At 40.8% G+C, this 22,265-nt stretch carries 23 protein-coding genes; 20 read left to right on the top strand and 3 right to left on the bottom strand.

Annotated elements, in window-relative coordinates; all coding sequences use genetic code 11:
- Nucleotides 1–29: 29 nt before the first annotated feature.
- Nucleotides 30–995: an RluA family pseudouridine synthase gene (locus tag WMO31_RS09160; protein WP_367999568.1), complete on the bottom strand. Its 966-nt coding sequence runs from the start codon at nucleotides 993–995 to the stop codon at nucleotides 30–32.
- A 117-nt stretch (nucleotides 996–1,112) separates the two neighbouring features.
- Here WMO31_RS09160 and WMO31_RS09155 point away from each other — a divergent pair, with 117 nt between their 5' ends.
- The 14 genes from WMO31_RS09155 (at nucleotide 1,113) to WMO31_RS09090 (ending at nucleotide 15,019) form a co-directional block, all read left to right on the top strand.
- Nucleotides 1,113–1,256, top strand: coding sequence for a hypothetical protein (locus tag WMO31_RS09155; RefSeq protein ID WP_173018961.1), 144 nt, complete (start codon nucleotides 1,113–1,115; stop codon nucleotides 1,254–1,256).
- 2 nt (nucleotides 1,257–1,258) lie between these two features.
- Entirely contained in the window at nucleotides 1,259–1,348 is a 90-nt protein-coding gene (gene spoVM / locus WMO31_RS09150; protein WP_021884148.1) for a stage V sporulation protein SpoVM, read from the top strand.
- A gap of 197 nt (nucleotides 1,349–1,545) precedes the next feature.
- Nucleotides 1,546–3,069, top strand: a complete 1,524-nt coding sequence (locus WMO31_RS09145) for a DUF3794 domain-containing protein (protein WP_293639554.1) — start codon at nucleotides 1,546–1,548, stop codon at nucleotides 3,067–3,069.
- A 13-nt stretch (nucleotides 3,070–3,082) separates the two neighbouring features.
- Nucleotides 3,083–4,561 (top strand): stage IV sporulation protein A, encoded by a 1,479-nt coding sequence (gene spoIVA / locus WMO31_RS09140; RefSeq protein WP_021884150.1) that lies wholly within the window; start codon nucleotides 3,083–3,085, stop codon nucleotides 4,559–4,561.
- A 171-nt stretch (nucleotides 4,562–4,732) separates the two neighbouring features.
- Complete coding sequence (locus WMO31_RS09135) at nucleotides 4,733–5,155, top strand: OadG family transporter subunit (protein ID WP_367999567.1); 423 nt, start codon at nucleotides 4,733–4,735, stop codon at nucleotides 5,153–5,155.
- A 31-nt stretch (nucleotides 5,156–5,186) separates the two neighbouring features.
- Nucleotides 5,187–6,425 (top strand): sodium ion-translocating decarboxylase subunit beta, encoded by a 1,239-nt coding sequence (locus WMO31_RS09130; protein WP_015524068.1) that lies wholly within the window; start codon nucleotides 5,187–5,189, stop codon nucleotides 6,423–6,425.
- Nucleotides 6,426–6,679: 254 nt separating this feature from the next.
- Entirely contained in the window at nucleotides 6,680–7,411 is a 732-nt protein-coding gene (locus WMO31_RS09125) for a YveK family protein (RefSeq protein ID WP_367999566.1), read from the top strand.
- Nucleotides 7,412–7,420: 9 nt separating this feature from the next.
- Complete coding sequence (locus WMO31_RS09120; protein WP_015524066.1) at nucleotides 7,421–8,143, top strand: CpsD/CapB family tyrosine-protein kinase; 723 nt, start codon at nucleotides 7,421–7,423, stop codon at nucleotides 8,141–8,143.
- Between the two features lie 225 nt (nucleotides 8,144–8,368).
- On the top strand, nucleotides 8,369–9,649 hold the full coding sequence (locus tag WMO31_RS09115; RefSeq protein ID WP_303992493.1) for an aspartate aminotransferase type Ic: 1,281 nt from the start codon (nucleotides 8,369–8,371) through the stop codon (nucleotides 9,647–9,649).
- Nucleotides 9,650–9,899: 250 nt separating this feature from the next.
- Nucleotides 9,900–11,321 (top strand): protein translocase subunit SecD, encoded by a 1,422-nt coding sequence (secD, locus tag WMO31_RS09110; RefSeq protein ID WP_015524064.1) that lies wholly within the window; start codon nucleotides 9,900–9,902, stop codon nucleotides 11,319–11,321.
- A complete protein-coding gene (secF, locus tag WMO31_RS09105; RefSeq protein WP_015524063.1) occupies nucleotides 11,314–12,339 on the top strand; it encodes a protein translocase subunit SecF in 1,026 nt (341 codons plus the stop codon). Before secD ends, secF begins: the two co-directional genes overlap by 8 nt.
- 118 nt (nucleotides 12,340–12,457) lie before the next feature.
- Nucleotides 12,458–13,444, top strand: a complete 987-nt coding sequence (locus tag WMO31_RS09100; protein ID WP_367999565.1) for a metal ABC transporter substrate-binding protein — start codon at nucleotides 12,458–12,460, stop codon at nucleotides 13,442–13,444.
- Nucleotides 13,444–14,190 (top strand): metal ABC transporter ATP-binding protein, encoded by a 747-nt coding sequence (locus WMO31_RS09095; protein ID WP_367999564.1) that lies wholly within the window; start codon nucleotides 13,444–13,446, stop codon nucleotides 14,188–14,190. The genes WMO31_RS09100 and WMO31_RS09095 overlap by 1 nt, the downstream gene beginning before the upstream one ends.
- Nucleotides 14,183–15,019 carry a metal ABC transporter permease gene (locus WMO31_RS09090; RefSeq protein ID WP_021884159.1) on the top strand — a complete coding sequence of 279 codons (837 nt, stop codon included), beginning with the start codon at nucleotides 14,183–14,185 and terminating at the stop codon, nucleotides 15,017–15,019. The genes WMO31_RS09095 and WMO31_RS09090 overlap by 8 nt, the downstream gene beginning before the upstream one ends.
- Nucleotides 15,020–15,022: 3 nt before the next feature.
- Here the strand turns inward: WMO31_RS09090 and WMO31_RS09085 are convergent, their stop codons facing one another.
- A complete protein-coding gene (locus WMO31_RS09085) occupies nucleotides 15,023–15,403 on the bottom strand; it encodes a DUF4363 family protein (RefSeq protein ID WP_117949062.1) in 381 nt (126 codons plus the stop codon).
- Nucleotides 15,404–15,407: 4 nt separating this feature from the next.
- Nucleotides 15,408–16,076, bottom strand: a complete 669-nt coding sequence (locus WMO31_RS09080; protein WP_015524058.1) for a DUF421 domain-containing protein — start codon at nucleotides 16,074–16,076, stop codon at nucleotides 15,408–15,410.
- A gap of 81 nt (nucleotides 16,077–16,157) precedes the next feature.
- Between WMO31_RS09080 and WMO31_RS09075 the strand changes: the two genes are divergently transcribed.
- From WMO31_RS09075 to rapZ, 6 genes are all read left to right on the top strand, one after another.
- Entirely contained in the window at nucleotides 16,158–17,612 is a 1,455-nt protein-coding gene (locus tag WMO31_RS09075; RefSeq protein WP_303675721.1) for a spore germination protein, read from the top strand.
- A complete protein-coding gene (locus tag WMO31_RS09070) occupies nucleotides 17,612–18,679 on the top strand; it encodes a GerAB/ArcD/ProY family transporter (RefSeq protein ID WP_303675720.1) in 1,068 nt (355 codons plus the stop codon). The genes WMO31_RS09075 and WMO31_RS09070 overlap by 1 nt, the downstream gene beginning before the upstream one ends.
- Nucleotides 18,672–19,262, top strand: coding sequence for a hypothetical protein (locus WMO31_RS09065; RefSeq protein WP_117847431.1), 591 nt, complete (start codon nucleotides 18,672–18,674; stop codon nucleotides 19,260–19,262). Before WMO31_RS09070 ends, WMO31_RS09065 begins: the two co-directional genes overlap by 8 nt.
- Nucleotides 19,263–19,436: 174 nt before the next feature.
- On the top strand, nucleotides 19,437–20,405 hold the full coding sequence (hprK, locus tag WMO31_RS09060; RefSeq protein ID WP_021884165.1) for an HPr(Ser) kinase/phosphatase: 969 nt from the start codon (nucleotides 19,437–19,439) through the stop codon (nucleotides 20,403–20,405).
- A gap of 68 nt (nucleotides 20,406–20,473) precedes the next feature.
- The gene (gene murB / locus WMO31_RS09055; protein WP_303675719.1) at nucleotides 20,474–21,379 is read left to right on the top strand and encodes a UDP-N-acetylmuramate dehydrogenase; all 906 of its coding nucleotides are present in this window, start codon (nucleotides 20,474–20,476) and stop codon (nucleotides 21,377–21,379) included.
- Nucleotides 21,380–21,399: 20 nt separating this feature from the next.
- Entirely contained in the window at nucleotides 21,400–22,263 is an 864-nt protein-coding gene (gene rapZ / locus WMO31_RS09050) for an RNase adapter RapZ (RefSeq protein WP_015524052.1), read from the top strand.
- The last annotated feature ends 2 nt before the right edge of the window (nucleotides 22,264–22,265 follow it).

Raw genomic sequence — 22,265 nt, 5'->3', positions numbered from 1 at the left:
GCAAAGCAAAAGGCGGTTATTGACCGCCTTTATCTATCTAGATTTATCTTTCCGTTTTTTTCAAACCATACATCGTTTACCTCAAATTCCTTGCCGTTAAGGTAATTAAGAATGCCTGCATCGGTTTCAAAATTGAATTTCAGCTTATAGCTGTAAAGCGCCTGATACTTAATGCTATCGGGTGCTTTTTTGCCTTTGCCGTATTTTGTATCGCCTACAAGCGGATGTCCGATTGATGCCATATGCGCTCTTATCTGATGAGTTCTGCCCGTCAGCAGTTCAACCTCGGCAAGGCTGAATTTGCCGTTGAAGTCAAGAATTTCATATTTTGTCTTGATTTCTTTTGAACCCTCAACCTCATTTTTGAAAACAGTAACCTTGTTTTTACTTTCATTCTTGGTCATATAGCCGTGAAGTGTGTCGCAGTCCCTTTTTGGTTTTCCGTATAAAAGGCAGAGATAATATTTTTCAAGCTCTCTTGTTTTCATTTTTGCATTTAAAATTCTCAGACTGTCGGCATTTTTAGCCGCAATAACAATTCCGCCCGTGTTTCTGTCAATTCTGTTGACAAGTGCAGGCGCAAAGGCTTTTTCTTCATCGGGATTGTATTCACCTTTGTCATACAGGTAGTGCTGAACTCTTGCAACAAGTGAATCAAAGTGATAATTCTTGTCGGGGTGTACGATTATGCCCGGCTTTTTATCTATAAGTATAAGGTTTTCATCCTCATAAACAATGTCAAAGGTTTTCGGTGCTTTCATGAACTCATAGTTTTTTTGCTCCGATGCCTCAAAAAATTCGTCCTTAATATAAAAGGTAAGCACATCGCCCTCTTTGAGCATAGTCTGAATATCACACTTTTTACCGTTTACCTTAATACACTTTTTCCTTATATATTTGTACATTAGCGACTTTGGCAGAGTTTTGAATCTTTTTTGTAAAAATTTATCGAGTCGCTGATTTGCGTCATTCTTTTTAATTTCAAGTGTTCTCATAGTCTGTAAAATTCTCCGTAATTGTTTTCTCAGTTTATCTTATATCAATTTTAAAAATAATTCAACCGCTTTTGCACATAATTTGATTTTGTGTATATTCTGATATAGGGTGATACAGTGAATTGTTACACACAGAGAATAAAATCTGCAGTATGCTTTGGACTGGGACTGCTGTGTGCATCACTTCTGCCGAGTGAATGGGTACTCGTCATTGCGGCAGGCGCACTCGTAGTTGTCAGTATTTGTTGTGTTCGGAGGTAATTATGAAAGTTGTACTTATTGAGAAACCAAAATTCATATCGGCAATTTTGAGAAAAATTTACGGAATCAAAAAGGAAACAAAGCCGGAATAATAGTCATATGTTTGGACACTGTTCCAAAATCTTGCTATTGGTAATAGTTTACAATAAATTCGAGCCAAAGATGTGCATAGTTACAAAAAACTTTGCACATCTTATTTTTTAAAATAAAATTATGATTAATCTTACGGGTAATATTTTTCCGCACTCCCTAATATAATTGAACTATAAAACATAAAGGAGAGAAAAATATGGAGTTTAATCAGGAAAACCGCTCGTTTTGCACGCCGTCGGCTGTGCTTGACACGGTTGCCGAACAGCTTGCAGATGTTGACCTTACTCTGCCCGATTATTGTCCGGATATAGAAAAAATTCTGAAATGTACCCTCACACCCAAAATTCAGAGCAGAACCCTTTCGGGAGGTCAGCTCCAGATTGACGGATTCTGCACAGTAAATGTGATGTATGTGGAAAGCATAAAGAAAAGTGTACGCTGTTGCGAACAAAGCGTGAATTTTTCACAGAACTTTTCAGTAAAAGACGCTCCCGACAATCCGGTTATCATCACAAAAACCAAGCCGGAATACATAAACTGTAGGGCATTAAGTCCCCGCAGACTTGTTATGCACGGAGCGTTTTCATTGTATGCAAAGGTATTTTCAAAAACTCAGACGAGCATTTTCACGCCTTCCGATAATATCGAAACCGACCGAAAGACCGTTACCTGTGCCGATCTTAAATCGTTCTGCCAGGAGCAGTTTTCTGTTTGCGAAGAAATTTCGGTAGGAGAAAAACCTCAGATTGAATCCGTTCTCCGCAGTGATGTAAGCGTCGGAGTGATTGACGCTAAGGCTGTAACGGGAAAGCTTATGCTCAACGGTGAACTTAATCTCAAGCTTTTGTACCTTTCAAACGCAGAGAGCGGAGAAGTTGAAAAGCTTGACTATCTGTTGCCGTTCAACAAAATTTTAGATTGTGACGGAATTGACGAAAACACAATCAACTGTGTTTCCTGCGATGTTATGTCGTATGACATCAGACTGAAAAATGATATGCTTTCCGAAAAGCCGTCGGTGATACTTGAAGTTAAGCTCTGCGTTACGGAGGAGGGCTATATAACCCGTGAGGAGGAAATTGTATGTGACGCCTACTCAACAGAATTTTCCTCGTTGCCGGAGTTTGAACAATTAAAAATTACGGGCGAGGTTGTTCCGATTAATGAACCTCATATGGAAAAAATGTCCGTTAAGATTGATGACGGAAAAATCTCACGAATTCTCGATATTTTCACAGAACAAATAACTGCCGAGGCTTCTCACGATGACAGAGGTATGGTTATAAGCGGAAAAATCAACATATGCATATTGGCGCTTAACGGGGAAGATATGCCTGTATTTATTGAGCGTTCAGCTGATTATGAGCATATTATTCCGCAGACAGACTGCACCTGTGCCAAAATTTTCGGTACAAGGACAGCAAGTATAAGCTACAGACTTGCCGAGGATGATGTCATAGAAATTCGTTGTGAGCTGAAAATCTGCGGTGCTGTTTTTTCGGAAAACAGAGTGAACACCGTAAAAAATGTAAATGTTTTTGAGGATAAACCTATACCTCCCGAAAATTGTGCGCTGACATTATACTTTGCCGACAAGGGAGAAAAGCTCTGGGATATTGCTAAATCCCACAACACAAAGCTTGATTTGCTGCTTTCGGAAAATTCGGCTGAAAATCAGGTGCTCGACGCACCTAAAATGCTGTTGATTCCGAGAATATAGGGAGGTATAAAAAATGGAAGAGAGAAATGTTTATCAGGATATTTCCCGAAGAACCGACGGCGATGTTTATATCGGAGTAGTCGGTCCCGTCAGAACGGGAAAATCTACATTTATAAAAAGGTTTATGGATTCGCTTGTCCTGCCCAATATCCGTGACGAGGCAGTTTACAGGCGTACCGTTGACGAACTTCCCCAATCTGCGGCAGGAAGAACTATAATGACCACAGAACCCAAATTTATTCCCGAGGAATCCGTTGAAATCAATCTCGGCGGCAACACAACCCTCAATGTGAGAATGATTGACTGCGTAGGCTATATTGTAAACAGCGCAATCGGTTACAGCGAAGAGGACGAACCGAGAATGGTAAAAACTCCGTGGTCAAACGAGGCGATTCCTTTTGATGACGCCGCAGAAATAGGCACTAAAAAGGTAATTACCGACCATTCAACAATCGGTCTTGTTATCACTACTGACGGAACAATCAGCGATATTCCGAGAGAAGATTATATTGAAAGTGAAAAAAGAGTAATTAATGAGCTGAAAGCAATCAATAAACCGTTCATTATACTTCTCAATTCAGTTGATCCTACGGCAGATGAAACAATTCGCCTGTCAAACGAAATGACCGCCGAATACAAGGTTCCCGTAATTCCCGTTAGTTGTATGGAGCTTGACGAAACCGAAATAAAAAGGATACTCGCACAGCTTTTGTTTGAATTTCCAATCCGTGAAATCAAGGTTGACATTCCGAAATGGGTTGTAAAGCTCGATAAAGACCATTGGCTGAAATCGGTTGTATTTGATTCAATAAAGAAAAATGCCGCAAAAATTGAGAAAATCAGGCAAATTCAGCAGATAATCTCTGATATTGAGCAATGCGAGTACATCACATCGGCAAAGGTTACGAGTCTTGACCTCGGAAAAGGATATGCGGAGATGGCCGTATCTATCGAAAGCGAACTTTTCTACAAGGTTATCTCGGAAGAAACAGGGCTTGATATAACCGAGGAGTACGAACTTCTGAACTGCATAAAAACTCTTTCGCAAAAACAAAAAGAATTCGACAAGATTGCACAGGCTTATGAACAGGTTCAGGAAACAGGCTACGGAATTGTTATGCCGACAATTGACGAACTTACCCTTGACGAACCGCAGATTATTAAGCAGAGCGGAAAATACGGTATCAAGCTGAGAGCAAGCGCACCGTCAATTCATATGATGAAGATTTTTACGCAGACGGAGGTAACTCCGATTGTCGGTTCGGAACAGCAGTCCGAAGAGCTTGTGTCTTATCTTCTCAGAGAATTTGACGAAAATCCGGAAAAAATCTGGGAGAGTAACATATTCGGAAAATCAGTTCACGAACTCGTTAACGAGGGACTTCACAACAAGCTGTACAGAATGCCTGCCGATGCCAGAAGGCGGATAGGGGAGACAGTTGAAAAAATTATCAATGACGGCTGTAACGGATTAATATGTATAATTCTGTAACGACAAATAATGATAAAATTGCAAAGCTTTAATTCACAAATAAACAGGCTCACAAATAAATAAATTGGTAATATCGCCAAAAAATTATTCGCCCCATATTTGTTATTGAAAATGTTTCGGGAATAAAGTATAATATTCCTATATGCAAATGACAAATATGGGGGTTGTTTTATGAATCTTTCCGATGTAGCTTTATTGGCTAAAGAGGAGCTTTCCCTTGCCGAAAAAGGTATTGCCTCTGCAAAAGTTGTTCTTACAGGTTTTGTTGTTGTATTCGCAATGCTGATTCTCTTGATTTTCATAATCAAGATTTACGGCGCAATCATTCAGAAAGCTCAAGATGCCGGCAAAAAGAGCAAAGAGAAAAAGGCTGAAACCGTAGCAGAAACTCCTGCTCCCGTTGTTGCCGCTCCTGTTGCTCCTGCTCAGACAGACGGTGTTTCCGATGAGGTTGTTGCCGTAATTTCCGCAGCAGTTGCCACAATGTACGGCTCTTCTGAAAAAGCAAGAATCAAGAGTATTAAAAAGTTATCAGACGGCGGTCGTTCCGTATGGGCAAAAGCCGGTGTACTTGATAATACCCGCCCGTTTTAAGGCAAAGTTTTAAGGGAAAGGATGTTATCTAATGGAAATTTTACAAGGCTTTGTAGATGCCGTTGTCGGTATCTTTGAAGACTCGGGTCTGTTAACTCTTAACTGGCAGAACTATGTAATGATTGGTATTTCAATCGTTTTGCTTTACCTTGCAATCAAAAAGCAGTATGAGCCGCTTTTGCTCCTTCCTATCGCATTCGGTATGCTGCTTGTTAATCTTTATCCGAGCATTATGGCTCCGCCTACAACACAGCTTTTGACAGAGGCTCAATGTACCGCACAGAATGTTGCGGTGTCGGGACACGCCAAAACGGTGATTGACGGAGTAACTTATATTGAGAATCCGACATACGGCGGACTTCTTTATTACCTCTATCAGGGTGTTAAGCTCGGCATTTATCCGCCTCTTATCTTCCTCGGTATCGGTTGTATGACTGACTTCGGTCCGCTCATCTCTAACCCGAAGAGCCTTATTCTCGGTGCTGCCGCACAGATTGGTATCTTTTTAACATTTACAGGTGCTATTTTCCTCGGCTTTACAGAGGCAGAGGCAGGTGCTATCGGTATCATCGGCGGTGCCGACGGTCCTACGGCTATTTATGTAACAACAAAGCTTGCTCCGCATCTTCTCGGTTCAATCGCAATTGCCGCATATTCATATATGGCTCTTGTGCCGATTATTCAGCCGCCTATTATGAAGGCACTCACAACCAAAAAAGAGCGTTCGGTAGTTATGGAACAGCTTCGTCCCGTTTCAAAGCTTGAGAAGATTATGTTCCCGGTAATTGTTGTTATTATCATCGCAATCTTCCTTCCCGACGCAGCTCCGCTCGTTGGTATGCTTATGCTCGGTAACCTCTTTAAGGAGTCCGGCGTTGTTGAAAGACTCAGCAAAACAGCTCAGAACGAGCTTATGAATATTATCACAATCTTCCTCGGTACAACTGTAGGTGCAACTGCATCCGGTCAGAACTTCCTTACTCTTGACACAATCAAGATTATCGTTCTCGGTCTTCTTGCGTTCTGTATGGGTACTGCATTCGGTGTACTCTTCGGTAAGATTATGTACAAGGCAACAGGCGGTAAGGTTAATCCGCTCATCGGTTCAGCAGGTGTATCCGCCGTTCCGATGGCTGCCCGTGTATCTCAGAAGGTTGGTCAGGCTGAAAATCCCGGCAACTTCCTCCTCATGCACGCTATGGGCCCGAATGTTGCAGGTGTAATCGGTTCAGCAGTTGCAGCCGGCGTACTTCTTAATGTTGTAGGCTGATAACCGTAACTTAATAAACTATGATAAAGGAAGTCTTTACGGCTTCCTTTATTTTTGCTGTTAAAGAATCCGACAATGAAAAATTTGTATAATATTAAAGAAATTATTTCAATCAATATTCTATGATAGAATTATTGCTGAGAATACATAAGATATAATAAAATATAAATGTGTAAATCAGTGCCGTAAAAACACCTTTTTTGCTTTACGGTATGTTTTCTTAATACTTAATATGAATTAAAGGGGCTATATAAATGGCAAAGAATGTAACCATTCAGCGTATTGTCGGCGTCCTTTTGCACAGAATAAAGTTTATTATTCTTGCTACTGTTGTAATGGGACTGTTGTTCTTTATGTATTCACGCTTTGTAATTGCACCGATGTACAGCACATCTACCATGATTTATGTGCAGAACTACAGTTCGTCACAGCGAGCAAATGCCAATGCTAACACCAAGAGTACGACACCTTCAAAGGCTGCCGATGATACAACTAAAAAGACAACCAATGAGGAAAACCAGAAGATATATCCTGCTGATATTTCCGCCTCTGCAAATCTTGCTGAAATTTGCGTTACGCTCTTTAAAAATTCCGATGAGATGACAGCACTCTATGACGGCTGCACGGTTAATGTTGATGTAGCCGACGGTACTTTCTTTATCACAATTACAGTGGACGGTACAGACGCACAGAAGTGTGCCAATGTTGCTAATCAGCTTGCCGAAAAGGCGGCTGAGGTTTATAATTCAAAATTCAGCTACGGTCAGATCGGAACACTTCGTCAGGCGAAGGTTCCTTCGGCTCCGTATGCACCGAGTAACACAAAGAATATGCTTATAGGCGCCGCAATCGGATTAATTGCTTCCTGCCTTATTTCTATTCTTATTGAACTTATCGACACAACAATCAAGTCTGAGGACGATATTCAGGATATCTACGGTATTCCTATATTTGCCGAAATTCCCGACTTTGAGAACCAGGGTTAAGGAGGAACTATGGCTTCTGATTTTAAATTATTTAAAAAGAAAGACGATAAAAAAAATAACGGACAGAATTTTTCTCTTTCCGATAAGAGCAAGTTTGCAATCGTTGAGTCGTATAAGGCCGCAAGAACTAATATTATGTTCTCGCTTTCCGCAAAAGAAAAAAAATGCTTTGCCGTAACCAGTTACTCAAAGGGTGAGGGCAAGAGCACCGTTTCCGCAAATCTTGCAATTTCCTTTTCAAAAATGGAAAAAAGAGTTCTCCTTATCGACTGCGACCTTCGCCGTCCTAATGTTCACAACATTTTTAAGCTTGACAATAAGAAGGGACTTACCAATGTAATCGGTAAAATGATTGAAATTGACGAGGCTGTTAAGCATGATGTTCTTCCGAATCTTGACATTCTTCCGGCAGGTACGGTTGCGCCAAACCCCTCTGAGCTTATGTGCAGTACCAGATTTCAGGAACTTTATGAGCAGTTTGTCAGAGATTATGATTATGTAATTTTTGATACGCCTCCTATTGGTGTGGTTGCCGACGCTCTGCTTCTCAAGGATATGATTGCCGGCTTTGTTGTAGTTGTTCGTGAACGCTCAACAACTCACGGTGACCTTCAGCACCTTCTTGACAGCGTAAAGCTTGCCGATTCAACCGTACTCGGTCTGATTGAGGTAGGTTGTACTTATGATTCAAAGAGAAGAAAGAAAGGTTATTACTACTACCAGTATTATTAATCCCAATTTTGTGCTTTGGCACAAAACTACACATTCTCGATAAAAACAACACAAAATCACAGACTTGCAAACTTTCACCAAAAATGACTGTTGCAGGTCTGTTCTTTTTTGTGAAAATAAAAATGCAAGATTGCAAAAAACATCTTGCATTTCTTGGGCAAATAGAGTAAAATATATTAGAAATTTAAATTGCATTTGCAATAATATTTTAAGGAGTTATTCAAAATGGGTTATCTTGACTTGAGTAAGCAGGAACTTGAAAAAGAGTATGGCAATCTCGTAAAGAGATTTGAGGAGATTAAAGGTATGGGACTTAACCTCAATATGGCAAGAGGTAAGCCCAGCAAAGAACAGCTTGATTTTTCCTTACCTATGCTCGATACAATCAACAGCAAATCCGATTTTATCGGTGAGGATAAGATGGATTGCCGCAACTACGGACTTCTCAACGGTATTACAGAGTGCAGAAAGCTTTTTGCGGATATTCTCGGTGTAGATGCAGAGAATGTTATTGTAGGCGGTTCTTCAAGCCTTAATATGATGTTTGATACAATTTCATGCTTTATGACAGCTCCCGCTGTTGAGGGCTGCAAACCATGGTATGAAGTAAAGAACAGAAAATTCCTCTGTCCGGTACCGGGTTATGACCGTCATTTCGGCATTACTCAGTATTACGGCTTTGAGCTTATTCCGATTCCGATGGACGACAACGGTCCCGATATGGATATGGTTGAAAGACTCGTTTCTGAGGATGACTCAATCAAGGGTATTTGGTGCGTTCCGAAATATTCAAACCCTGCCGGCATCACATACAGCGATGAGGTTGTTAAGCGCTTTGCCGCTTTAAAGCCTGCCGCTAAGGATTTCAGAATTATGTGGGATAATGCCTACTGCATCCATGAAATCAGCGACACACCTGATGTTTTGCTCAACATTATGGATGAATGCAAAAAGACAGGTAATGAAGACCTCCCGATTCTTTTCTGCTCAACATCAAAGATTACTTTCCCCGGTGCAGGCGTAGCCGCAATGGCTGCATCTGAGAACAACCTCAAGGTTCTCCGTGAAAAATATAACTACGAAATCATCAGCTATGATAAGCTTAATATGCTCCGTCATGTAAGATTCTTCAAGGACTATGACGGCGTGCTTAAACATATGGAAAAGCACAAGTCTGTCCTTAAACCAAAATTCGAGATTGTTCTTGATACTCTCGACAAAGAACTTGCGCCTGCTGATATCGCATCATGGAAAAAGCCGCACGGCGGTTATTTTGTAAGCGTTGATGTTTTTGAAGGCACGGCAAAGAGAACAGTCGCTCTCTGTAAGGAGGCAGGAGTTGTTCTTACAGGTGCAGGTGCAACATATCCGCTCGGAATTGATCCAAAGGATTCCAACATCAGAATTGCACCGACCTTCCCTCCGAACCACGAGCTTGAAGTTGCTATGGATGTTTTTTGTATCTGTGCAAGGCTTGCGGCTTGCGAAAAGATTCTGAACAAGTAATCATCATTTGAAAATTTGGTTTGTCAGTTGGATTTTGGAAGAATTTTGTATGCAGTTTATGACATTAGAATGTATTTTTTGACAAATTCAATTCTTTTTTTATTAAATATTTCCGTATCCATTGACATTTTACTAAAAAAATTCTATAATAACTCTGTTACGGTCTGTGATTGAATGTTCGTGACAGAGTTATTTTGACTTTTGAGCAAAATAAAATCACAGCCAATTATTTAACGGAGGTTTCAAAGGCATGAAAAGAGTTCCAAAGCCTGTATTCTTTGTCGTAGCTTTGCTGATACTTGCCTTTTCGTTTACTGCGATTTTTGGTATTTCCTACTACACCGGCGATAACAAAACAACAGTATTAAAGGGCATCAGCGATATACGATGGGGAATTGACATCCGTGGCGGTGTTGAAGCAACATTCAAACCGGCAGGAGATGTTGACGCAACTGACGAGCAGCTTGAGTCTGCAAAGTCAATCATTGAATTAAGAATGGTATCTCAGGGTATCACAGATTATGAGCTTTATGCGGATGCAAAAAGCGACAGAATCATTGTTCGTTTCCCATGGAAGGAAGATTCCGACCAGAACGCAATTGAGGCAATCGAAGAGATTTCTTCAACAGCACAGCTTACATTCCGTCCCGGAGACGGTCATGAAACAACAGATGTTGATTCAAACGGCGGGTATGTTTACAAAACTCCTTCGGGCGACACAGCTAAGACAATCCTTATGGACGGTTCTTATGTTGAAAGTGCAACAGCAGGTATGACAACAGACAAGACCACAGGTAAAAATTCCTATGTAGTTCAGCTTAAGCTGAAGAGCAGCGGTGACAAGAACGGTAAGGAGCGTTTTGCTGACATCACTAAAGAATATCTAAACCAGCAGGTTTCAATCTGGATGGATGATATTATGCTTTCAGCTCCTAAGGTTGAGGCTGAAATTACAGACGGCAACGCTGTTATTTCAGGTGACTTTACAGCTAAAGAGGCTCAGGACCTTGCATCAAAAATTAATGCTGGTGCTCTTCCGTTCCAGCTTGAAACATCAAACTACGGCACAATCAGCGCAACCCTCGGTGAGAACTCACTTGTTGCAATGGCATATGCGGGTGTTATCGCATTTATCATTATTGCAATCATTATGATTCTCTTCTACCGCTTGCCCGGTTTTGTTGCAGTTATCTCACTTCTCGGTCAGATGGGTCTTGCCATTGCGGCTGTATCAGGTTACTTCCCTGTATTCTCTTCATTCACAATGACGCTCCCAGGTATTGCGGGTCTTATCCTTTCAATCGGTATGGGCGTTGACTGTAATGTTATTACTGCCGAGCGTATCAAAGAAGAACTTAAAGCGGGCAGAACTCTTGACGGTGCTCTTGAAAGGGGTACAAAGAATTCACTTTCTGCTATCGTAGACGGTAATATGACCGTTATTATCGTATCAATTATCCTTATGCTTGTATTTGGTCCTGCAAATATTCTCTCAATCATCTTCGGTGAGTCTACAACAGGTACTATCTACTCATTCGGTTACACACTTCTTGTCGGCGTAATCGCTAACTTTATCATGGGTGTATTCTGTACAAGAATTATGCTCAGAAGTGTTGCAGGCTTTAAGTTCCTGCGTAAAAAATGGTTGTTTGGAGGTGCTAAGAATGACTGATAAAACTCAGACAAAGGCAGTTTCAAATGCCCCCCTTACAGATGAGGAATTTGCCGAAAAGTATAACAGAGGCCACAAGATTATTGACTTTGTAGGTCACAAAAAGATTTTCTTCGGAATTTCTCTTGCAATTATTATTATCGGTATCGTATGTAACTTTATTTTCGGTACACAGCTTGACATTCAGTTCTCTGGCGGTGCCACACTTAAATTCAGCTACAGCGGTGAAATCAATCAGTCTGAACTTACTGATTTTATTCAGGTTGAAACAACAGAGGACAGAATCACTACTACATATGCCCAGGATCTTATGGGTGACAGCGGCACAACTGTAACTGTTCAGTTCTCGGGTAATGATTCAATCAAAACCGATATTCAGAAGAACCTTGAATCAGACCTTCAGAAGAAGTATCCGGACAATAACTTCAAATGTCTTGAATCAAATTCAGTTGATGCTTCAATGGGTTTCAGCTTCCTTCTCAAGTGTCTTACTGCTGTTGCAATTGCAGCCGTGCTTATGGTTCTTTATGTAACAATCAGATTTAAGAAAATCGGCGGTCTTTCGGCAGGTGTTATGGCTCTCGTAGCCCTCTTCCACGATGTTGCAATGATTTACTTTATGTATGTAATCTTCCAGATGCCGATTGACGCAAGCTTCATCGCAGTTGTTCTTATGATTCTCGGTTATTCGCTTAACGATACAATTGTTATCTATGACCGTGTTCGTGAGGAAAAGAAGCTTGTCGGAAGCAAAACAGATGTTGGCAAGATATTCAACCTCAGCTGCACAAAGTGTATTAAGAGAACAATTATGACTTCTGTAACAACACTTTCGGCTATTCTTGTTGTTTATGCTGTTGCCTGTGCGTTCAATATCACATCTGTTCAGGGCTTTGCTCTTCCGATGATTATCGGTATCATATCAGGTTGTTATTCTTCAATCTGTATCGCAGGTCCGCTTTGGGTTATGTGGCAGCGTCATAAAAAGGCAAAGAAGCTTGCCGCTAAAGCTGCATAAAACAGCTTTCGGATAAATTTATCCGATTCTGCAAATAATTATAAAGGGGTTGCATAAAGATGTTTTATGCAATCCCTTTTGTGTATTAAGACTTTTTAAGCGTTATTTGGAGTGATATATGAAAAAACTTGTTTCAATTTTTCTTTCTGCCGTGATAATTTGCGGATTGTTATTAATTTCCGCTTGTGACAGAACTGAAGATGTCAGGAAATCTGACGGTAAAATCAGCGTTGTAACAACGATTTTTCCTTACTATGATTTTGTAAGACAGCTTGCAGGCGATAAAGTTGATATTCGCCTGTTGCTTTCGCCCGGAAGCGATCCGCACAGTTATGAACCCAAACCGTCAGATATTACAGCAATTGAAAATTGCGATATTTTTATCTGCAACGGCGGTGAAAGCGACGAATGGGTTGACGGAGTTCTTTCGTCAATTGAAAACAAAGATGTAAAAGTGATGAGGATGATGGAGTATGTTCCTCTCAGACATGAACAATCTATGGATCATGACCATGAACACGACAGTCATGAAGATATGGACGATGATGACGAAGGTCACGATCACGAGGAAGGGGAGGAGTATGACGAGCATGTCTGGACTTCAATCAGAAATGCGGAGCGTATGTCTGCCTCAATCGCAGATGAGTTGATGTCAGTTGACAGTAAAAATTCTAAATATTACAATGACAGAAAAACAAATTACATTTCACAGCTTGACAGCCTTGATAAGAAATTTACCGAAGTTGCAAATAACAAAAAGCGTGATACGCTTGTTTTTGGCGACAGATTTCCGTTTCTGTATTTTGTAAGCGACTACAACCTTGGATATGAATGTGCATTCCCGGGTTGCAGTCACGAAACCGAGCCGAGTACAGCCGTTGTTTCTCATCTGATTGATTTTACAAGAGAACACGATATACCCGTTGTATTCTATCTTGAGCTTTCAAGCGGTAAAATTGCTCGGATTATCTCTGAAGATTCTTCTGCAAAGACGATGCAGTTTTCTTCATGTCACAATGTCACAAAGGATGATTTTGAAAACGGTGCAACTTATATTTCTGTTATGGAACAAAATCTTGAAGCATTAAAGGAGGCGTTATACTGATGTCGCTTATTAAAATTGAAAATGCCTCGCTCGGTTATGAAGGCAAAACCGTTGTCAATGATATTTCGGTTGATATAAAAGAAAAGGATTATATCTGCATAGTTGGTGAAAACGGTTCGGGCAAAACTACTCTCATGAAAGCACTTCTCGGACTTTTAAAGCCATTAAGCGGTTCGATTACCTATAGTGACGGACTAAAACAGAATGAAATCGGCTACCTTCCGCAGTCAAGCGATATTCAGCGTGACTTTCCTGCGTCGGTGCAAGAGGTGGTGCTTTCAGGCTGTCTTAATAAAAAACACACCTTTTTCTATTCAAAGGAGCAGAAAAAAGCAGCCGCCGAGAATATGAAGCTCACGGGTATTTATGATTTACGCAAAAAATGTTTCAGAGAGCTTTCGGGCGGTCAGCGACAGCGTGTCATGCTCGCCCGAGCATTGTGTGCAACTCACAAACTGATTATTCTTGACGAGCCTGTAACGGGACTTGATCCGATGGCAATGGCTGATATGTACGCTCTCATCAAAAAGTTGAATGAAAGCGGAATCACGATTATTATGGTTTCTCACGATGTGAATTCAGCCGTGAGCAATGCCTCAAAAATTCTGCACCTTTCAAAGAATTGGTATTTCTACGGTACGGCACATCAGTATCTGCATTCGGATGCCGGCAAACGCTTTATTCTCAGCGATTGCCCGTGCGATGAATGTCAGCACAGAGTTCACGGAGGTGCTAAAAATGTTTGATATGATTTTTGAAATGTTTTCATACAATTTTATAGTCAGAGCATTCATTGTCGGCACGCTTGTTTCTTTGTGTGCGGCACTGCTCGGTGTAACGCTCGTTCTCAAACGATATTCAATGATCGGTGACGGATTATCTCATGTGGGCTTCGGTGCGCTTGCAGTTGCGGCGGCACTAAATCTTGCACCGCTTGAAGTTGCTGTTCCTGTAATCATTATTGCGGCATTCCTGCTGTTAAGACTTTCCGAGAACAGTAAAATCAACGGTGATGCGGCAATCGCAATAATTTCAAGTACGGCACTTGCAATAGGTGTTGTATTTGTCAGTGTATCGGGCGTAAATACCGACCTCAACTCATACCTTTTCGGCAGTATTCTTGCCACTACAACAGCCGACGCAATTATGTGCGGAATCCTTGCACTTGTCGTAATCGTAATATTCATCTTGTTCTACAACAAGATTTTTGCCGTAACCTTTGACGAAACATTTTCAAGAGCAACCGGTCTTAAAACAGGCGTTTATAACACGGTAATTGCACTCCTTACGGCTCTCACCATTGTAATCGGTATGAGAATTATGGGTACTCTGCTAATTTCCGCACTTATAATTTTCCCTGCGCTTTCTTCTATGAGAGTTTGCAAAAAATTCAAGTCGGTAATTCTCTGCTCGGGTGTGCTTTCACTCTGTTGTTTCTTTGTCGGTATGTGCGTGTCATATTCATGCGACACCCCGACAGGTGCAAGCGTTGTAATAGTCAATGCCGCCGTTTTCCTCATATTCCGACTGGTCGAATTTATCAATTCCAAAATTAAAAAGAATAATTCTGTGTAAGAATTACAAAATATTTTCAACTAACGGAAACTCGCTTTCTTTAATGGAGGCGAGTTCTTTTTTTGCCTGAACGCTTTCGGCAAAGTACATATCACGGTTCTGTTTTTGTGCAAATGCGGTCATTCTCGAAATGCTTAATCCGATATTGTCAACATAATCGTGAATGAGCATGGTGTCAATCAATTTTGCGTTGTCATACCATTCTTTCTCGGTTTCTTCACATATTTTGAGTGCGTCTTCAAATTCAAGTCTGCTCATCAGTCTGTCGGCACATTCAATTTTTGCAATGAATGCATCAGTTTTGCCCGAAATAAATCCTGTTTCAACAGATGCAAAGCATAGTGCCGCCAGAACAAGTGAAAGTGCAATGTAAATTCTTTTCATATTGTTATTCCTTCTTTATAATGTTGTAATTTCCGAGTGCGTCAAGAGTCATCAAAAAAACATTGCTCTGCTTAATATTTTTCTTTTGCAGAATATTTTTAACATAACCCTTTTCTTTTTCACATAAATTAAGCGAATTTTCAAGAATTTTTCCGTTGCTGACAACTACGGTTTCAATTTTATTGTCTTTAATTTTTAACCCAAAATCCTCGGCAGACGGCTTTCTCTTCTCAGGCTTTTCAAGAACGCTCACCTCACCGTTTGTTTCAACAATGCAGTATTGAACATCCTCGATTGAAAAAATACCCTGTTGTCTTAATCTGACACTCAAATCTTCTGTAGTAAGCCGCAGCTTTTTCATAGCCGATTGCAGAATCCTTCCGTCCTTAATTACTATAACGGGTTTTCCGCACACAAGACTTCTGAAACCGCTCCACTTCATCATAATAATGCTTGCGGTAATTTCAAGTGCAACGAGAATTGCAACGGGAATAACTCCGCTCAACAGCGGTTGAGATGTGTTCTGCATAGGAATTGATGCGATATCCGACACTATCATTGTGATTACAAGCTCACTCGGCTGCATGTCGCTCATCTGTCGCTTTCCCATTAACCTGACTGCCAGAATGACAAAGGCATAGAGCAAAATTGTTCTGATTATTGAAATTAACATAACATCACCGTTACTAATATTTGCATAATTTGAGCCGATATACCGCAAAATAAAAAGCAGATATATTAAGACGGTGATTAAATGTATAATTCATTAAAAGAAAATATTTCAACTCTGAAGAAAATGTTCAAAAATTCGGCAGACTTTACGGTTCGTGAAATGAATCTAAAGGGACAATGCAGTATAAAATCCGCAATAATCACAATTGAGGGAATGTGCGAAAAGGACACGCTTGCATTGTCGGTAATCAATCCTCTGCTCGATTATTATTTTGACTGCCAATCTCCCGATAAGGTTTTTGACCTTATCAAAAATACCGTGCTGACATCAAGTGAAATTGTCGAGTTCACGACAATTGACGAGGCAATCAGCTTTTCAACATCAGGTTTTGCCCTGCTTGTTGTTGACGGTTGCAGTCGTATGCTTGCAATCGGAGCACAGGGCTTTTCATTCAGAAGTGTTTCGGAACCCGAAAGTGAGGTAGTGCAGAGAGGATGCAGAGAAGGTTTTACAGAACCGCTGAGAATCAATATGACTTTAATAAGACGAAGAATCAAAAGTCCCGACCTTGTTTTTGAAACCATAACAAGCGGATACAGTTCAAATACGCAGATGATGATTTGTTATCTTCAAAACAGCGTGTCAAAGCAAATTCTTAAAGCAATCAGAGAACGGCTTGAAAACTGCAACCTGAAAATGATTCTTGCGTCGGGATATTTAAGCAGTTATCTTGAAGACAACAATTCAAAATCACTTTTTTCGGGTGTCGGGATTTCCGAAAGGCCGGATACGGTCTGCGGAAAGCTGTCAGAGGGCAGAGTGGCAATTCTGATTGACGGAACACCGTCGGTGATAATCATTCCGCACCTTTTTGCAGAAGAATTTCAAAGCGTTGATGATTATTCAAACCGCCCGTATTATGCGGCATTTATACGGATTTTAAAGTATATTTCGTTCCTTATAGCCGTATTTTTGCCGGGAATATACACGGCTTTTGCACAGTTTCATCCCGAATATTTTCCGACCGGATTGCTCGTAAAAACATCCGATTCTTTGTCACAAACACCCTTACCCGTAACACTTGAAGTTATTCTCATAACCTTTATCTATGAAGTCATGAGAGAGGCCGGACTGCGTATTCCAAAGCCGCTCGGACACGCTGTCAGCATTGTCGGAGCGCTTGTAATCGGTGAAAGTGCCGTCAGCGCAGGCATAATCAGCTCGTCAACTCTTATGGTTGTTGCAACTGCGGCAATTTGCAGTTATGTCACATTCGCACTCTATCCGCCTATTATGGTGTTGAGATTTTTCTGCGTTATCGCAGGCGGAATGTTCGGCTTGTGGGGAATAGTTCTGCTCACCTGCGGAGTGCTTGTCAATATGTGTTCCAAAACATCAATCGGCGTGCCGTATATGTCATCGCTTGCACCGTTCTCGTGGCGGAGTATGCGTGATGTTTTTGTCAGAGCAGATTGGAAAAGGCTTTCAAAGCACACAATCAAGGTTCAGAAATTTCCCGAAACGGAGGAGATGTAATGCAATCGAATGTAACTTTTCCGTTAAAAAGACTTATGCTTTCGCTGTTTGTATGTTCTGTACTTCCGATATTGTTAATGGGGCGGAGCTTTTTGCAGAGCGACAATATTTTTTCAAGTCTTGCGTCAATCGGATTCGGAATATTTTTCACGCTGTTGTGCTTTGTTCCTTTTTATTCGATAAAGCACAGAACAAGACTTGATTTCTCAGCCTTTGCAAAAAACACATCGCAAACGGGCTTTTTCTTTGTTTCTTCATATTATTGTATGTATTTCACCGTGATAACCGTTTCTTTTCTGATTAGATTCTGCGATATGTTTGTTTCGGGAGTTAATCCCGATGTCGACACAAAGGTGATTGCCTTTCTGATACTTTGCATTTGTGTTTACGGTGCGTCAAAGGGGATAAATCCGCTTTCAAGAGTCAGCATTTTTGTGCTTGCATTTCTCATAATTGCTTTTGCCGTGATATTTTTCGGAAATATAAAATCTTTTGAATTTGCACCGAACAGCACCTTTGTTACACCCGATTTTTCAAATATTCGGAGCAATGTTGCAGACTGTTTAATCTTTGCGTTTCTGCCTGTTATTTTTGGATTCAATTCCACAAGCACCAAAAATCTGTCAATAAAACAACCTGTAATTACAACTCTTATTATATTCGTCACATTAATGCTGACTTTGTTTTTTACCGATTTTGTTATCGGTGCATATTCTGCACAGCAACCGTTTTCTGTTCAGCTATTGTCAAGAACCGCATATTTTGGTGATATGAAAGGCTTTGACAGCTTTTACCTTGCCGCAGTAACTGCCTGTATTTTCGTTTTTGTAACGGCTGTCCTCATCAGCGTTTCAAACTGCATTGTAAATACATCTTCAAAAAGAACGCTTGTTTTTGTTTCGATAATAGCTTTTATAATGTTTGTTTTGTTTGTTTGTGCAGATAGTTATAATGCTGTAAAAGAATTATTATTGAACAATATTTTTCTGACTGTACTCAATTTTATTTCCGCACTTCTGATTCCTATAATCTATCTTTTTGTATATCGGAGAAAGCTTTATGAATAAAAAATTATTTTTACTGCCGATTATGGCAATTGTTCTGATTTTAGGCGGTTGTTCAAATTCAAACCGGATTGATACTTCTTCGCTTGTTCAGACGATTACTGCAGAAAACAAATCGGGCAAAGCCGTGTATAATTTCTATCTGCTTGAGAACAGCGAGGATGTGCAAGGTGTTTCGGTTGAGGCTGACAGCCTTGAAAAAGCCGTAATATCGGCAAAGAAAGCCTATATCCCTGCGCTGACGCTTTCAAAGCTTGAATTGTATCTTATCGACTCAAATCTCGGAGAAAAAACTCTCAAAACCGATATTGACTATATTTCAAAAGAAACCGCAATTTCACCTTTGACCTATACTGCCCTTTCGGATACAAAAACTTTGCAACTTTTTTCAAAAGATAAAAACGCACTGAAAAAAGTTAAAGAACACATTGTTCTGTTGAAGAATAATAACAACAACCTTTCCGTAACATCTTTATCCATATTCAATAATTTTAAGGGTAAAAACAACGGCTATTTGAGTATTTGTTATATTAGTTCCGATAAAGAATTAAAAGCAGACATTGTTAAAACAGTAACAGAAAAATGAGAAAATTTTGTTAAAAATTGAAAAATAATTCACAAAAAGACTTTATCAAAACTGCGTTATGGTGTATAATAGCAATAAGTATATAGCCTGAGAGCATACATCTGCCCGTTAGGCGGCAGAGCGGTTGCTCTGATTTGTGAAAGGTAATAAATATTTAGGATAGGACGATGATTTATGTCTGTTGAATTTTCTGTTCCACTGTCGCAAATTGCAGAAGCATTGAACCTCACTGAAGTTTATGTCGCTGAAAATTACAAGGAAACTAACATATCGACTGTTGAAATCAACAGACCGGGACTCGAGCTTACGGGTTATCTTGAATTCTTTGACAACAAGCGAATTCAGGTTCTCGGTAATACAGAGTTCTCATATCTCGGCAGATACGGTCCGGAGGCTCAGAAAATGGTTATTGACTCCATTTTCAGCTTTGGTCCTCCGGCTGTAATAATCTGCCGTGATATTGAACCGTCAAACGCAATTCTCGAAAGTGCAAAGCTGCACAAGGTGTCTATTTTCAGCACCCCGCAGAGTACATCGGATCTTACAGCGTCACTTGTACAATATCTTAACAAAGAGCTTGCTCCGAGAATTACCCGTCACGGCGTTCTTGTTGAAGTGTACGGCGAAGGCTGTCTGCTTACGGGCGACAGCGGTGTCGGTAAGAGTGAAACCGCAATTGAGCTTATCAAGCGTGGTCACCGTCTTGTTGCCGATGATGCCGTAGAAATCAGAAGAACTGCCCAGACTACACTCTATGGCCAGTCGCCCGAAAATATCCGTCACTTCATTGAGCTTCGAGGTATCGGAATTATCAATGCCAGAAAACTTTTCGGTATGGGTGCTATCAAGCTGCAGGAAAAGATTGATATGGTAATCAACCTTGAGCAATGGGACAGCGCAAAGGTTTATGACAGAATGGGACTTGACAACGAATATATGAAAATTCTCGGTGTCGAAGTGCCGACTCTTACAATTCCCGTAAAGCCCGGTCGTAACCTTGCTGTAATCATAGAGGTTGCCGCCATGAATAACAGACAGAAGAAAATGGGTTACAATGCCGCAAGAGAACTTCTCAAAAATCTCGGAATGGCTGTTGAGGATCTTCCGCCGTCACCAAAGGTTATTGTTGATACATGGGAATAATTCCGCTTTGTAACGGAATACAGGGAACAGAAATTTCATATTCTAAACTAACAACGGAGGGTAATTGAATGGACACTACCGATATTATATATAACTGTGCTCAAAAGCTTGATTGTGACGCAAGACGATTTGAACCGATGAGCAGACACACTTCATTTAAAATCGGCGGAAAAGCAGATGTTTACATAAAGGTGACAAATCTTTCTCAGCTGATGAAAATTTTAAAGGAATGCGATGTCTGCAAGGAGAAGTATATTCTTCTCGGCAATGGAAGTAATGTTCTGGTTCCGGATGAGGGAATCCATGGCACGGTTCTCCGTCTTGACGGTGATTTCAGGAATATTTCATTAATTGACGATACAACAATCTATTGCGGCGCCGGTGCGGCTTTGGGAAGTCTGTGTAAGTTTGCCCAAAAATGCGGACTTTCGGGACTTGAATTTGCATGGGGAATTCCGGGAACAGTCGGCGGTGCTTTGTTTATGAACGCAGGTGCATACGGCGGTGAAATGAAAGATGTTGTATACAGCGTTTCTCACATCACACAGAACGGTGATATCGGCAGAACAGAGGCGGAGAATCTTGAGTTTGGTTACAGAACAAGCGTTTACCGCAAAAACGGTTGCATAATCACAGGTGCGGTATTCAAACTTAAAAAAGATGATCCCGAAGAAATTCAGAACAGAATGAACGATTATATGAACCGCCGTTCAACAAAACAGCCGCTTGAATATCCGAGCGCAGGCAGTGTGTTCAAAAGACCGGAGGGCGCATTTGCAGGTGCGCTCATTGAGCAATGCGGACTCAAGGGCAAAACAGTCGGGGGCGCTCAGGTCAGCGAAAAGCACGCAGGATTTATCATCAACAAATCAAATGCTACGGCTGACGATGTAAAACAGCTTGTGTCGGAAATTCAGAAAACTGTTGAAAATGAAACAGGCTACAAGCTTGAATGTGAACTTATTTTTCTATAAAGCAAAAAAGGTGTAATTTTATGGAATTTGTAATCATTACGGGAATGTCGGGTGCAGGCAAAACAGGCGCTCTTCATGTGCTTGAAGACATCGGTTATTATTGTGTTGACAATCTTCCGTCAAGTCTGTTGTCAACACTCTATCGGCTTTGCCTCAAATCTGAAGATGATTCAATGAAGAGGGTTGCGGTTGTTGTCGATGTAAGAGGTAACGAAAAATTTGAGGAAATGTGTTCTCAGATTGAACACTTCAAAATGCATTACGAAAATGTAAAGGTATTGTTCTTTGACGCAATGACGGACAGGCTCGTTGTTCGTTATAAGGAAACAAGAAGAAGACATCCTCTTTCGGAAAAACTCAAGGACGGTTCGGTACTGTCTGCCGTTGAGCTTGAAAGGGAGCTTCTTTTGCCTATTAAAAGAACAGCCGATTATAACATTGACACTACATATATGTCAAACAAACAGCTCCGAGAGCGAATTATGTCAATGTTCATGGAGGACACTTCACAAAGCATTACGCTGACATTTATGTCGTTCGGTTTCAAATACGGAATTCCGCTTGAGGCAGATCTCATTATGGATGTGCGTTGTCTGCCTAATCCTTTTTACATTCCCGAACTCAAACATCTTACAGGACTTGACAAAGATGTGCGTGACTATGTTCTTGAAAGTGAAGAAACAACCGAATTTTTAAAGCGACTTTTGAGTATGCTCGATTTTTCCGTACCGCTCTATCTCAAAGAGGGCAAAAGCGAGCTTGTTGTCGGCATAGGTTGTACGGGCGGCAAGCACAGAAGTGTTACAATCGCAATGCAGCTAAACGACCACTTTCGTGAAAAAGGCTATAGGTGTGTTATTCAGCACAGAGATATTGACAGGTAAGG

Source organism: Ruminococcoides intestinale, assembly GCF_040095935.1.
Taxonomy (GTDB): Bacteria; Bacillota; Clostridia; order Oscillospirales; family Acutalibacteraceae; genus Ruminococcoides; species Ruminococcoides intestinale.
This window is presented reverse-complemented; position numbering and strand designations above follow the sequence as displayed.

Excerpts from the sequence above, each read along its gene's own strand:
- WMO31_RS09160 (WP_367999568.1), bottom strand. The coding sequence starts at position 995 with ATGAGAACACTTGAAATTAAAAAGAATGACGCAAATCAGCGACTCGAT.
- spoVM (WP_021884148.1), top strand. The coding sequence starts at position 1,259 with ATGAAAGTTGTACTTATTGAGAAACCAAAATTCATATCGGCAATTTTG.
- WMO31_RS09145 (WP_293639554.1), top strand. The coding sequence starts at position 1,546 with ATGGAGTTTAATCAGGAAAACCGCTCGTTTTGCACGCCGTCGGCTGTG.
- spoIVA (WP_021884150.1), top strand. The coding sequence starts at position 3,083 with ATGGAAGAGAGAAATGTTTATCAGGATATTTCCCGAAGAACCGACGGC.
- WMO31_RS09135 (WP_367999567.1), top strand. The coding sequence starts at position 4,733 with ATGAATCTTTCCGATGTAGCTTTATTGGCTAAAGAGGAGCTTTCCCTT.
- WMO31_RS09130 (WP_015524068.1), top strand. The coding sequence starts at position 5,187 with ATGGAAATTTTACAAGGCTTTGTAGATGCCGTTGTCGGTATCTTTGAA.
- WMO31_RS09125 (WP_367999566.1), top strand. The coding sequence starts at position 6,680 with ATGGCAAAGAATGTAACCATTCAGCGTATTGTCGGCGTCCTTTTGCAC.
- WMO31_RS09120 (WP_015524066.1), top strand. The coding sequence starts at position 7,421 with ATGGCTTCTGATTTTAAATTATTTAAAAAGAAAGACGATAAAAAAAAT.
- WMO31_RS09115 (WP_303992493.1), top strand. The coding sequence starts at position 8,369 with ATGGGTTATCTTGACTTGAGTAAGCAGGAACTTGAAAAAGAGTATGGC.
- secD (WP_015524064.1), top strand. The coding sequence starts at position 9,900 with ATGAAAAGAGTTCCAAAGCCTGTATTCTTTGTCGTAGCTTTGCTGATA.
- secF (WP_015524063.1), top strand. The coding sequence starts at position 11,314 with ATGACTGATAAAACTCAGACAAAGGCAGTTTCAAATGCCCCCCTTACA.
- WMO31_RS09100 (WP_367999565.1), top strand. The coding sequence starts at position 12,458 with ATGAAAAAACTTGTTTCAATTTTTCTTTCTGCCGTGATAATTTGCGGA.
- WMO31_RS09095 (WP_367999564.1), top strand. The coding sequence starts at position 13,444 with ATGTCGCTTATTAAAATTGAAAATGCCTCGCTCGGTTATGAAGGCAAA.
- WMO31_RS09090 (WP_021884159.1), top strand. The coding sequence starts at position 14,183 with ATGTTTGATATGATTTTTGAAATGTTTTCATACAATTTTATAGTCAGA.
- WMO31_RS09085 (WP_117949062.1), bottom strand. The coding sequence starts at position 15,403 with ATGAAAAGAATTTACATTGCACTTTCACTTGTTCTGGCGGCACTATGC.
- WMO31_RS09080 (WP_015524058.1), bottom strand. The coding sequence starts at position 16,076 with ATGTTAATTTCAATAATCAGAACAATTTTGCTCTATGCCTTTGTCATT.
- WMO31_RS09075 (WP_303675721.1), top strand. The coding sequence starts at position 16,158 with ATGTATAATTCATTAAAAGAAAATATTTCAACTCTGAAGAAAATGTTC.
- WMO31_RS09070 (WP_303675720.1), top strand. The coding sequence starts at position 17,612 with ATGCAATCGAATGTAACTTTTCCGTTAAAAAGACTTATGCTTTCGCTG.
- WMO31_RS09065 (WP_117847431.1), top strand. The coding sequence starts at position 18,672 with ATGAATAAAAAATTATTTTTACTGCCGATTATGGCAATTGTTCTGATT.
- hprK (WP_021884165.1), top strand. The coding sequence starts at position 19,437 with ATGTCTGTTGAATTTTCTGTTCCACTGTCGCAAATTGCAGAAGCATTG.
- murB (WP_303675719.1), top strand. The coding sequence starts at position 20,474 with ATGGACACTACCGATATTATATATAACTGTGCTCAAAAGCTTGATTGT.
- rapZ (WP_015524052.1), top strand. The coding sequence starts at position 21,400 with ATGGAATTTGTAATCATTACGGGAATGTCGGGTGCAGGCAAAACAGGC.